Origin of the sequence: Lientehia hominis (genome assembly GCF_021044755.1) — a bacterium.
In the GTDB taxonomy this organism is placed as follows: Bacteria; Bacillota; Clostridia; order Lachnospirales; family Lachnospiraceae; genus Lientehia; species Lientehia hominis.
Genome location: NZ_JAJNOR010000001.1, coordinates 951657 through 963441, shown reverse-complemented (window position 1 = coordinate 963441; position 11785 = coordinate 951657). Strand labels below are relative to the sequence as shown.

General features: G+C 50.4%; 7 protein-coding genes. 6 read left to right on the top strand and 1 reads right to left on the bottom strand.

Annotated features, from left to right (window positions below):
• Positions 1 to 114: 114 nt before the first annotated feature.
• From LQE92_RS04375 to LQE92_RS04365, 3 genes are all read left to right on the top strand, one after another.
• Positions 115 to 1062: an L-lactate dehydrogenase gene (locus LQE92_RS04375; protein ID WP_231061766.1), complete on the top strand. Its 948-nt coding sequence runs from the start codon at positions 115 to 117 to the stop codon at positions 1060 to 1062.
• A 148-nt stretch (positions 1063 to 1210) separates the two neighbouring features.
• The gene (locus LQE92_RS04370) at positions 1211 to 2959 is read left to right on the top strand and encodes a DUF975 family protein (RefSeq protein ID WP_231061765.1); all 1749 of its coding nucleotides are present in this window, start codon (positions 1211 to 1213) and stop codon (positions 2957 to 2959) included.
• 19 nt (positions 2960 to 2978) lie between these two features.
• The gene (locus tag LQE92_RS04365; protein ID WP_231061764.1) at positions 2979 to 3965 is read left to right on the top strand and encodes a hypothetical protein; all 987 of its coding nucleotides are present in this window, start codon (positions 2979 to 2981) and stop codon (positions 3963 to 3965) included.
• Here the strand turns inward: LQE92_RS04365 and LQE92_RS04360 are convergent.
• On the bottom strand, positions 3954 to 5312 hold the full coding sequence (locus tag LQE92_RS04360; RefSeq protein WP_231061763.1) for an MATE family efflux transporter: 1359 nt from the start codon (positions 5310 to 5312) through the stop codon (positions 3954 to 3956). The two genes, LQE92_RS04365 and LQE92_RS04360, sit on opposite strands and share 12 nt — an antisense overlap.
• A 110-nt stretch (positions 5313 to 5422) precedes the next feature.
• Between LQE92_RS04360 and LQE92_RS04355 the strand changes: the two genes are divergently transcribed.
• The 3 genes from LQE92_RS04355 (at position 5423) to LQE92_RS04345 (ending at position 11769) form a co-directional block, all read left to right on the top strand.
• Entirely contained in the window at positions 5423 to 6616 is a 1194-nt protein-coding gene (locus LQE92_RS04355; protein ID WP_231061762.1) for a DUF362 domain-containing protein, read from the top strand.
• Positions 6617 to 6653: 37 nt separating this feature from the next.
• Positions 6654 to 10574, top strand: a complete 3921-nt coding sequence (locus LQE92_RS04350; RefSeq protein WP_231061761.1) for a PAS domain-containing hybrid sensor histidine kinase/response regulator — start codon at positions 6654 to 6656, stop codon at positions 10572 to 10574.
• A gap of 304 nt (positions 10575 to 10878) precedes the next feature.
• Entirely contained in the window at positions 10879 to 11769 is an 891-nt protein-coding gene (locus LQE92_RS04345; protein WP_231061760.1) for a dihydrodipicolinate synthase family protein, read from the top strand.
• Positions 11770 to 11785: the final 16 nt, after the last annotated feature.

Sequence of the window (11785 nt, the reverse complement as noted above, 5' to 3'; positions counted from 1 at the left end):
GGTTATTATAATCAAGGATAATTGTTAAAGCCTTAACGGAATCTTAACAGTGATTAATGACCGCCGGAGCACCGGCATCTATGCAAAAACGACGAAAAAAGGAGACAAAGAGAAATGACAATCTTACAGAGGAGCAAAATCGTAGTCATCGGAGCAGGTAACGTGGGAGAAGCTATCGGCTATACTCTGATGCTGCGGCGCCAGGCCAGTGAAATCGTGTTGGTGGATCTTAACGAGGACAGGGCCATGGGAAGCGCTCTGGACATTGCCCATGGCACCGCTTTCTTCCGTCAGGCAAAAATCCGCAAGGGCGGATATGACGAATGTGCGGATGCGGAAATTATCATCATCACTGCTGGTATCGCGAGAAAACCCGGTCAGACCAGACTGGATCTTGCCAAGACCAATGTATCGATCATTAAGAGTATTACAAAGAATATTATGGAATATGCAGAAAACCCCATGATCATTGTGGTTTCCAATCCGGTCGATATCATGACCTATGTGGTTCAGAAAGAGTCCGGACTCCCTTCAGAGAGGGTAATCGGTACAGGCACCGCGCTGGATACCGCGAGATTCCGCTATTTCATCAGCGATAAATGCAACGTGGATGTATGTGACGTCAACGCGTTCATCCTGGGTGAGCATGGAGACAGCCAGGTAGCTATCTGGAGCCGGGCGACCATCGGAGGAAATTCGGTGGAGAGCTTTATGGCAGAGAGCGGCCAGAAGCTGGATATGGAGGAGATATTTGAACGTGCCCGTGATTCAGGAGCCGAAGTGATCTCCCTGAAAGGCGCCACCTTCTATGGAATCGCCATGACCGTATCCCGTATCGTGGAGGCCATCACCGACGACGAGAACGCAGTTCTTCCCGTTGCTCATGTGCTGGGAGAGGAATTCGAGGACTGGAGTGACGTGGCCATCAGTATGCCCTGCGTCCTCAATAGAGAGGGAATCGCAAAGACTGTCCGTATTCCCATGAGTATCCGCGAACAGGAAGCCATGGACGCTTCCACCAGAAAGCTAAAGGATTTCTTAAGAGAGGTCTTGGAGCAGTAACGAAAATTGGAAAGAAGTTTCAGACGCCCCGCTGTCTATACAGCCGGGGCGTTTTGTGTTATGATGGTAAAAGATTTGCCGTTGGGGACAGAGGGCCTTCCGGGGGAGGGCACAGACAAGATAAAGGTTGAATGAAAGGACATAGAGTATGTGGAAAAGAGGGGAACTGAAGAGAAAAAGCCGGGGGATCATAAAGAAGCATTATTGGCGGGTGATCGCCGTCAGCTTTATCGTAGCGTTTATTGCAGGGAGCTATAACGGGACTTTTTCTGCTGTGTTCTCATACGACTCCTCTAAAGAGATTTCAAACGTAGTGCAGGACAATACCGTGTCCGATTTCAACGACGTGCAGACGAAACGGTTTTCCGATATTATCCTGGAAGAATTTTCAGAACGAAATCAGACAGAAGAAGAGATTGTTGAGAACAGCCCGTATAAGAGGGGGGTCTTTTCTTCTGTTTTTAACCATACGGTAGCGACAGGTTCTATTTTTTCCGGGATTATCGCCATGCTCCTGAAACCGATGGTTAAGGGGGCCTGGCTGTCCTTAATCTCGGCGGCAGCAGGAGCCGCGCTTCTGTTCTTCTGGTGGCTGCTGGTCCAGAATATTATTCAGGTGGGGGGCTGCCGTTTTTTTATGGAGGCGGATACCTACAAAAATACTGCCGGAAAACGGGTCCTCTATCTGTATAAGATACGCCGGGTCTGGAAAGTGACCAGGATCATGGCGAGGAAGTTCTTATATCAGTGGCTGTGGTCACTGACTATCATAGGAGGCTGGATCAAGGGATATTCCTATATGATGGTTCCGTATCTGGCCGCGGAAAATCCAAATCTGCACGGAAGAGAAGCCATCCGCGTATCCAGGAGGATGATGAACGGCAATAAGTGGAAAGCGTTTCTTCTGGACTGCTCTTTCATTGGATGGAGTCTTTTGAGCCTTATGACCCTTGGACTTGTAAACATCTTCTATGCCAACCCTTACAAAGCGGGTGTAAGGGCAGAACTGTATCTGACGCTCCGAAGAAAAGCGATGGAGGAAAATGCAGAATACTGTCATGTCTTTACGGACCGGTATCTGACGGCGCCGCCTGCGGAAGAAGAGCTTCGGGCGGCGATGGAGCGCGCGGCTAAGATGTCCGAGTCACAGAGCTGGAGAGAAGAAGCGAAAGCGGCATGGGAGCAGCCTCTTGATGTGAGTGAGGAATACCCGTCCGTGCTGTTTACCGTGCCGGAGTCCGAGAGACGTTACCGCATGAATGTGGATTATCACTGTAAATACGGTATCACAGGCATAATCCTCTTGTTTTTCATCTTTTCCTTTGTAGGCTGGTGCTGGGAAGTCGGGCTGCACCTGGTGCAGAACGGCCAGTTTGTGAACCGGGGAGTATTCCATGGGCCCTGGCTGCCGATCTATGGTTCCGGTGGAGTCCTTGTGCTGGTGCTTCTTAAGAAATTCCGTGATCATCCAGTCGTGACATTTTTCCTGACAGTGGTGGTCTGCGGATGTGTGGAATATTTCACCAGCTGGTATCTGGAGATCACCCACAACGGTGTGAAGTGGTGGGATTACAGCGGATATTTCTTGAATCTGGACGGACGTATCTGCGCGGAAGGGCTGCTGGTATTTGGCCTGGGCGGATGTGCATTCATCTACATACTGGCTCCGCTCATCATGAACAGTCTGATAAAGAAGATTCCCATAAAAGTCAGGATTCTGCTGTGTGTCGTGTTGATCTCGGCCTTTGCGGGAGATTATTTTTATTCCAGGAGCAATCCCAATACGGGACAGGGAATCACAGACTATGCATGGGAATGCCGGCCGGAGGAGCTTCCGGAAAAACGGCGCCGGTCACAGGCTGCCGAGTTGTTAAAAGAACGGATAGATGCAGCGTAGATATGGAAAGGAGGAGGTCATGAAGCTGGATGAAATAAGAACTTATAAGCTCAGTGTGGAGGCCGACGGCCATTCCGGCGGAGAAGGATTTCTGAAAGAGGATACGGATCTTACTATTTCAGGAGGAGAACTTCTCCACGCGGCCGTTACCTGCGGGATACCGGAAGAACGGCTGATGACCGGATATTCGGAGAAGCCGGGTACAGGAATCAGCCGAAGAATCTCGCTGGTAGAATATTCTCTGGAGGCCCAGGGAGAATATCTGCGGAAATCCGACCGGATATTGGAACTGGATGAGAGCATGCGGTCTTTGATCTCCTATTACCTGGGCATGTTCATCACAAAGCTGGTGAGCGGCAAGGTGTACGGTGTGGATTATCTCGTCCCCCTGCAGCTGGTGAGGCTGGAGCAGGGACAGGAGAATCTCCGCTACCACGGAAAGAGGCGGAGGGATATGATTGGATACCGGGAAGGAACGGATGTTTGTTTCAGCGTCTGGGAGGCCATAGGGAGAAGCAACAACAGCGGAAAGGCGCTGAAGGAAGGCTGTAAAAGCGCGGAAGAAATTCTGACGGTCAATGGACATACGCCCTGCAGGGCAGATTCCTGTATGACATATTATGGCTCCAGGTGCCTCTCTGTCCGTGTTAAAACCACCGCCGCAGCTTCGGAAGGACTGGAGATCTCATTTCCGCCTGCTGCATATTTCCGGGCGTATTATGACGCAGTCTATGGAATTGTGAGAGAGTGTTATGAGCGGGAGTCGGTACGGAATCAGATGGTCTTTGGCGAAGAACGGATAGAGGCGGAAATTCCTGTTTCGGGCGGGCGGAAGCTGTACGTCGGCATGCCCCGCCGGCTGTTCTTTGCGCTGGAATCTGATGATGAAGAAGTTTTAATGGCAGCTGATGAAATCATGAATAAGGAAAAGGACCCTGAAATCCAGGGCCCTGTGTGTACAGAAGCATATTGTGGAAGAGACGGTGTCTCCGTATCAGTCCGGTGAGAATTTTTTTCCAAACCGGCGCATGAAGACAAGAAACCAGAGGAACAGGAAAATACCTTTGAAAACGCTGGATACGGTTATGCTCCACCAGATGCCGTCCAGACCAAGGCTTGTGTTCATGAGTAAAATAGCGGCGGGGATCCTGGCCACTGTGAATATGATTCCTATCAGGGATGGGGGCATAGTCTTCCCAAGTCCGCTGAAAGCGCCGGAGGTGGTGATTTCGATACACATGAAAAGCTGGGAATAGCTGAGTATTTTCAGGTATTGGACCCCCATGGGCAGGATTTCAGGGTCGGGGATGAAAATCCGGAAAATGAATTCCGGGACGGTGAATAAAATGACCGTGCAGAGGAGCCCCCAGGCCAGCACCACGGCCATTGAGGTCTGATATCCTTTTTTCACCCGGGACCAGTTCCCGGACCCGAAATTCTGAGCGACGAAAGCGTTGACGGCGGCGGAAAATCCTTCTGCGGTCATCCAGGAGATTGATTCAATCTGGCTGCCTACCTTCTGGACAGCCACAGCGGCGTCGCCCCATCCGGCTATGACTCTGGCGATTATCATGGAAATAGCTGAAAAGGCCATGCTTTGAAGGGAAGAAGGAAGTCCGATCTTTGTAATGGCTTTTATTTTTTCTCCGTCGGGTTTACGAAGCAGTCTGATTTTTGAGAAAATGACAGGCTCCTTTCGGACCGCTAAGAGGAAGAGCAAAAAAACGATGGCCTGGGAAGCTGCTGTGGCAATGGCCGCTCCGGCGACTCCCATGGCGGGGATGGGACCCCAGCCAAAGATGAGGAGTGGGTCCAGGAAGATATTGATGACCATACCGATGGTGTTGGACAGAAATGAAATACGGCTGTTGCCCATCGCGGTCAGAAGACCGGTGAATATCTGATTCATGACAGAAAATATCACGAGTCCGCAAGTGATAGCCAGATAGATTTCGGCATCTGCGATCACGACAGAAGAATTCAATTTAAAAAAAGCAATCAAAGGCTTACAGAAAAAGACGGTGATCAGGCCAAAGACGACAGACAGGAATACCCCCATCTGAACGGAGGCCTGAGCGTATGAGACGGCTTCCTCTTCCTTGCCGGAGCCGAGCTTCTGGGCTACGAGTACCTGGCCTCCCATTCGGGCCACAATGCCCATTCCCCTTGAAAGCCAGGAGAACATGCTGGCGGCTCCTACGGCGGCCACGGCATCGGCAGAGAGACGTCCGATCCATATCATGTCGGTCAGATTGTAGGCCATCTGAACCAAAGACGTGAGCATGATGGGCAGGGCAAGAGCCGTAAGGGCAGGAAAAATCTTTCCTTTCAGTAAATTTACCTGTTGCTTCATAATCGAAGACTCCTTTGTCTTTTGAGATTTATCCCGGACAGGGGCTGCCGGCTGGATAAATTGTAGCAGAGAAGAGAGGGAACTTCAAGTGATAACGGAGGACTTTTTATATGGCGTTTATGGAAAGGAGCAGGGTGGTTCTGATTCCCTGCGATACTTACGAGGAAGAGACCGTATATGAAAAAATAAAAGCGGGGATCGGGCTTTTGGGAGGGATTGAAAATTTTGTGACCCCTGAGGAAAAGGTGCTTTTAAAGCCCAATCTGGTGAGGAAGGCGGAGCTTTCCAGGGCAGTGGTCACACATCCGTCTGTAGTGGGCGCCGTGGCCAGGCTTTTGAAAGAAGCCGGAGTGAGGAACGTGTCGGCAGGGGATTCCTGTGGAGTCGGATCGGCTCTGAGCACGGCAGCCGGAGCCGGCTTAGATTCGGTACTTGAAAAATATGGCGTGCCTGTGGTGGAATTTACAGGGATGGGAAAAGTGCCCTATAAAGAAGGCGTTCAGGCGAAAGCCTTTTTTCTGTCAAAGGAAGCGGCAGAGGCGGACGCGCTCATCAACATCTGTAAAATGAAGACCCATGCCCTGGAGCGGGTGACCGGGGCCGTTAAAAATATGTATGGCTGTGTCTACGGCCTCCATAAGGCAAAGGGACACACTCAGTATCCGAGTGCCGACAGCTTCGCCAGGATGCTGGTGGATCTGAACCGGTTTCTTGCCCCCAGGCTTTATGTGATGGACGGAATCACGGCGATGGAAGGGAATGGCCCCACGTCTGGCGACCCGGTGTCCATGAATGTGCTTCTTCTGTCCGGAGACCCGGTGGCCATGGACAGCATATTCTGTCATCTTATCGACCTGAAGCCGGACCTGGTCCCTACCAACTATCACGGAGAGAAAATGGGGCTGGGAAGCTGGCAGGAAGAGAAGATAGAATTGATTCTTCTGGAGGATGGGGAAGCGGACAGCTCCGCTGCGGCGGACGGCCGGACCCGGGCGAGAGAGATTACCGTGAAGGAGGCTTTTGAGAGATATGGAAACGGAAGCTTCCGGGCAGACAGAAGAAGGGCTAAAAGTGACTTCTGGGTAAGGCTTGGGAGACTGTTCAATGTCTTTCAGAAAAAACCGTATATACTTCAGGATAAATGCGTAAAATGCGGTGTCTGTGTGGACAGCTGTCCGGTGGACGGAAAAGCGGTGGCATTTGCGGATGGGCGAATGAATCCTCCCGTATATGATTATAAAAAGTGTATTCGTTGTTTTTGCTGTCAGGAAATGTGCCCCCACAAGGCGATTCAGGTAAAATAGAGTGATACGGGAGAAGGGAATTGGAAGGAATAGGGAGATGAATAAGGAAAAAGGGAAAAACGGCAGCCAAATGCTGGAGAAGATCTTAAACCATATGGGTGATACCGCCGTCTATGCAATTCGGAGGGATACTCATGAACTGCTGTTTTTTAATGACAGGGTAAAAGCAGTCAGTCCCGGTATCCAGATTGGTCATGTCTGCCATGAAATATGGGAAGGGTACTGTAAAAACTGTCCTCTTCTGACTCTTGGAAAGAAGGAAAGTAATACCACGGTGAGCTATGATGATCCGTTTGGAAAGGTGGTGGATATTTCAGCGACGAAGATTGACTGGGGGCCGGAGGAAATACCGGCTTACCTGATATCGGTGACTCCCCATACCTTCAGTATCCAGGAACAGGAACTGGAATTGGAGCGGGAAAAGCTGGCGGCGGTGGCCGGGAAAGTCTATCCCGTCATATATTCGGTGAATCTGACGAAGAATACTTATTCAATGGTAGAATTTCAGTCATCAGAATCCTATCTTCCACCTTCTTCCGGAAAGTTTGACGATCTGCCGTTTCTGGCCTCCAGGACAGTACACCCGGATTACCAGGAACAGTATATCCGCACCTTTGGACGGGAAAAGCTTTTGGAAGACTACAAAAACGGCATAAAAGAGCTGGGACTGGAATTTCTTCAGCTTTACCGTGACGGAAGCTATCAATGGGTCAGCGTACAAGTGATATTTCTGGAGAACACATTGAGTGATGATGTGATGGAGATTACCTTGTGCAAAAATATCCATGAACAAAGACTGGCCCAGAAGAAGAAAGAAAGGGAGCGGCAGGCAGTTTATGACAGCCTTCCGGGAGGCATTGTGAAATGTCTGGCGGATGAATCCTTTACAATCCTGAGCATGAGCCGGAATTTCCGGGAGATGTTCGGGATAATGGAGGGAAACGAACGAAAGGCGGCAGATCTGTTTCAGGGGAAAGAGAGGGAAGCGGATCTGGCATACTGCCGTTCCTGCGCGGCGGCAGGAAAACCGATCCGCCTGGACGGACAGTCCACGGACAGCATGGGAAGATGTATCTGGCTTCACTTGGAAGGAAAAATGACAGGAGAGCAGGACGGAGTTCCTGAATACACAATGACAGTCCTGGATATCACCGGCCGCAAAGAGACAGAAGAAGAGCTTAAACAGGAACGGATGAAATATAAGATCGCTGTGGAAAGTGCTGCAGATGTTTTTTTTGAATATTTTCCGGAGGAGGATCTGTTCTTGAGCCAGGAAAACCCGGAAATAGGCGGACGTGCCGCCAGACTGGAGAACTACCGGCAGATAATGAGAGATATTCTGCATCCGGAGGATATTGGTCTGGTGGACAGTGTCCTGGGAGGGGAACTGAGACAGGCGGAGGTGCGTATCATCCCTTATGGAGGGAGCGGCTACCGCTGGTATCTGGTGCAGGGTGACCTGATTCGTAAGGACGGAGAAAAAGAGCGGGTCGTGGGGACTCTGCGGGATATCACACAGCTGAAACAGAGGGAGGAGCTGTACCGCTCCAGGGAGACGCTGATGACCGCGAGCATCATGACGCTGTTCGGAGAGCTCCTGGTGCTGGATGTTGAGACAGGCCGTTTTATGGCATATAAATCCAGCAGCGGGATGGAGGCCATTAAAGAGCAGGAGGATTTCACCTTATTTTGTAAAGAGTACGGAGGGAATCTTATTCACCCGGAGGACCGGGGCCGGTTTTTCTCCATATTTTCCATGGAAAATATCAGAAAAAATGCGAAAGAGGGGAGGAAAAAGCTGCTTCTGGAGGCGCGCCGGCTGGATGAGGAAGGACACTACCGGTGGTGCGAGCTGATGGGGAATCTGCTGGAGGATGAGGAAGTGAATGTGATGCTGCTGACCTTCCGGGATATCCATGAGCTTTATATGGCCAGGGCGGAGAGCCGGATAGCCAATGAACGGCTGCTGACCTCGGTGAACCATTTTTATGATGCGATCTACGAGTGGAACCTGACAGGCGGAGAAGCCTATGCGTGGAAAGGTTTCCAGGGGTATCCGGAGTCCTTCCGCATGGCGGAGTCTGTGAAAGAGCATTTCGAACGGGTGCTTTGGGAATATATCCATCCGGATTACCGCGAAGAATTTAAGGACAATTTTGCGCCGGAGCGGCTGACGGAAAGCTTTAAGGAACGCCAGAGCGAACATTTTATGGAATTCCGAAACAAATGCCCGGACGGGCAGTATTATTGGTTTACCATGAACATGCAGCTTTTGGAGAATGTGGACGGAGAGCTGCGGGCCATGATATATATGAAGAATGTCGACAGACAGAAGAAAGAGCAGGAGCGCCAGAAGCAGGCGCTGCAGGATGCCCTTTCCCTGGCAGAGCAGGCCAGTCTGGCAAAGAGCGATTTCCTTTCCCGTATGTCCCATGATATCCGCACTCCGATGAATGCGATTATCGGTATGACTGCCATAGCGGCGGTCAGCCTGGACAATAAAGAAAAAATGAGGGACTGCCTGGGAAAGATCGGACTGTCGGCCAGATATCTTCTTTCTCTTCTGAATGATGTTCTGGACATGTCAAAGATAGAGAGTGGAAAGATGGATCTTGCAAAAGAGCCGTTTGATTTCCGGGAGCTGGTGCAGAGTGTGACCCAGATGATCTATGCTCAGGCCAGCGCGAAAAGACAGGAATTTACCGTGATGGTCGACGAGCGCTTGGAAAGCACATATATCGGGGATTCTCTGCGGATAAACCAGATACTCATGAACCTGCTTTCCAATGCGGTGAAGTATACTGGAGAGAGCGGCCATGTATCTCTTCGGCTGGAATCTATGCGGCAGACGAAAGACAAGGAATGGCTCCGGATTCAGGTGTCCGACGACGGAATTGGAATATCGGAAGAATTCCAGCAGAAAATGTTCCAGCCGTTTGAACAGGAATCACAGGAAAGCGGAAGAGTGTTTGAAGGAAGCGGGTTAGGCCTTTCCATTGTTCAGAATCTTCTTCGAATGATGGACGGAAGCATCGCAGCTGAGAGCGGCCAGGGAGAAGGAACCTGTTTTACAGTAGAGCTTCCGCTGCAGCGGACCGGGAACGGTCCGGCAGAGGACTGCATGTTTCCTGAGGATATGGAAGTATTGGTGACGGATGACGATCCTTTTGTCTGCGAGCAGGCCCAGGCTATCTTGAATCATATGGGAGTAAAGGTTGAGTGGGTGGTCTCGGGAGCTGAGGCTGTGGAATCAGTGCGCCGCAGATCAGACCGTGGAGAAAAATTCGATGTGGCGATCATCGACTGGAAGATGCCCGGGATGGATGGAGTGGAAACAGCCCGCCAGATACGAAGGATTGTAGGGAAGGATATCCTGGTGATCGTAATGTCGGCGTATGACTGGAGCGATGTAGAGGAGGAAGCCCGCGCCGCAGGTGTGGATCTGTTTTTAGCTAAGCCGTTTTTTACCAGCACACTTGGAGCGGTGCTGCGGCAGGCTGCAAAGACAGACATGACGGAAGAAAAACGTCAGCTTAAAGAAGAGACAGCCTTTGACCACGAGCGCGTGCTTTTGGTGGAGGACAGCGAGATAAACAGGGAAATCGCCCAGACGCTCCTGGAGATGAGAGGAATTCAGGTGGATACGGCAGAAGACGGACGGATAGCTGTGGAAAAATTCCTGTCTGCCCGTTCCGGGACCTATCAGGCTGTGCTCATGGATATCCGCATGCCGCATATGGACGGCCTGGAGGCTACGAGGAGGATACGGAGCTCAGATCATCCGGATGCCGGCAGGATGCCGATCATTGCGATGACTGCCAATGCTTTTGAGGATGAGCGGCAGGAAGCAGAAAAGGCAGGCATTAATGAATATCTGACAAAGCCGATTGAACAGGAATTATTGTTTGGAACCCTGTACAGGGTATTTCACAGCGGCCTTATAGGCGAAGATAAATAATATATAGAAGAAACAGGAAAAAGGCTTGTCCGGCCAATCGCCGGACAGGCCCTTTTTGTTCCGCAGAGGACGCCGCGAGGGACCCCTTTGTACAAAGTACAAAAATTAAACAGGAATTTTTGGAGGAAAAACGATGAAATGTGACTTTTCTGTGTGCTATCATTAACGAAACGAAAGTTGTGCAATATCACCATAATGTCCTTGTAAAGGCGTTGAGAAATTTGCTAATATACCGGTGAATTGGAAATAATTGCACGGATTTAAAAACAATAATCTGGTGAAAAGTATGAAAGAGAGGCAAGTCATGAAGAAGCTTTATGGTGTTGTTACAGCCATGGTCACTCCCTTTAATGAGGACGAGACCGTAAGGGTGGAAGCAATCAGACAGCATGTGGATTTCCTTATTGAAAAAGGTATCAACTGCCTGTATCCTCTGGGTACAACAGGTGAGATGATGCTGATGAATAATGAAGAGAGAAAACTGGTAGCCGAGACAGTTGTGAATCAGTGCAATCACCGTATTCCCGTGTTCATTCACGTAGGAGCCATGAAAACAAAGGATGCCTGTGAGCTGGCGCGCCATGCCTGTGAAATTGGGGCGGATGGTATCGGAGCAGTTTCTCCTGCGTTCTACGGCGCGACCGACGTTTCCATATATGAGTATTACGCAGCGATCGCAAAGAGCGTGCCGGAGGATTTCCCGATTTACCTTTACAACATTCCTCAGTGCTCTTCCAATGATCTGCCGGTGGCCGTAGCTGATAAGCTGGCCAGAGAATTTAAAAATATTATCGGAATCAAGTACAGCTTTGCCGATATGTGCAGGACTCTGGAATATCAGAAAGTAAATGACGGCAATTTTTCTGTGCTTCACGGATGTGATAAACTGATCAATGCGCTGATGGCCATGGGCTGTGACGGTGTAGTATCCGGCGTATCCAGCGTATATCCTGAAATATTTGTAGCGACCTATCAGGCGTGTATGCGCGGCGATTGGGATGAGGCCAGGAAACAGCAGAGGCTTGCCAATGAAGTCTGCGATATTCTGAAGGGCGGAGCCAGCATGGGCCATTTCAAAGAGGCGATGAAGCTGCGGGGAATCGATGCGGGATATGTACGCGGACCGTTACATAACCTGACTCAGGATGAAATCCTTGAGATGAAGAAGCAGCTGGCTGTCATCGGCCTTCAGTAAAGCAATACACAGAAAC

Excerpts from the sequence above, each read along its gene's own strand:
- LQE92_RS04375 (WP_231061766.1), top strand. The coding sequence starts at position 115 with ATGACAATCTTACAGAGGAGCAAAATCGTAGTCATCGGAGCAGGTAAC.
- LQE92_RS04370 (WP_231061765.1), top strand. The coding sequence starts at position 1,211 with ATGTGGAAAAGAGGGGAACTGAAGAGAAAAAGCCGGGGGATCATAAAG.
- LQE92_RS04365 (WP_231061764.1), top strand. The coding sequence starts at position 2,979 with ATGAAGCTGGATGAAATAAGAACTTATAAGCTCAGTGTGGAGGCCGAC.
- LQE92_RS04360 (WP_231061763.1), bottom strand. The coding sequence starts at position 5,312 with ATGAAGCAACAGGTAAATTTACTGAAAGGAAAGATTTTTCCTGCCCTT.
- LQE92_RS04355 (WP_231061762.1), top strand. The coding sequence starts at position 5,423 with ATGGCGTTTATGGAAAGGAGCAGGGTGGTTCTGATTCCCTGCGATACT.
- LQE92_RS04350 (WP_231061761.1), top strand. The coding sequence starts at position 6,654 with ATGAATAAGGAAAAAGGGAAAAACGGCAGCCAAATGCTGGAGAAGATC.
- LQE92_RS04345 (WP_231061760.1), top strand. The coding sequence starts at position 10,879 with ATGAAGAAGCTTTATGGTGTTGTTACAGCCATGGTCACTCCCTTTAAT.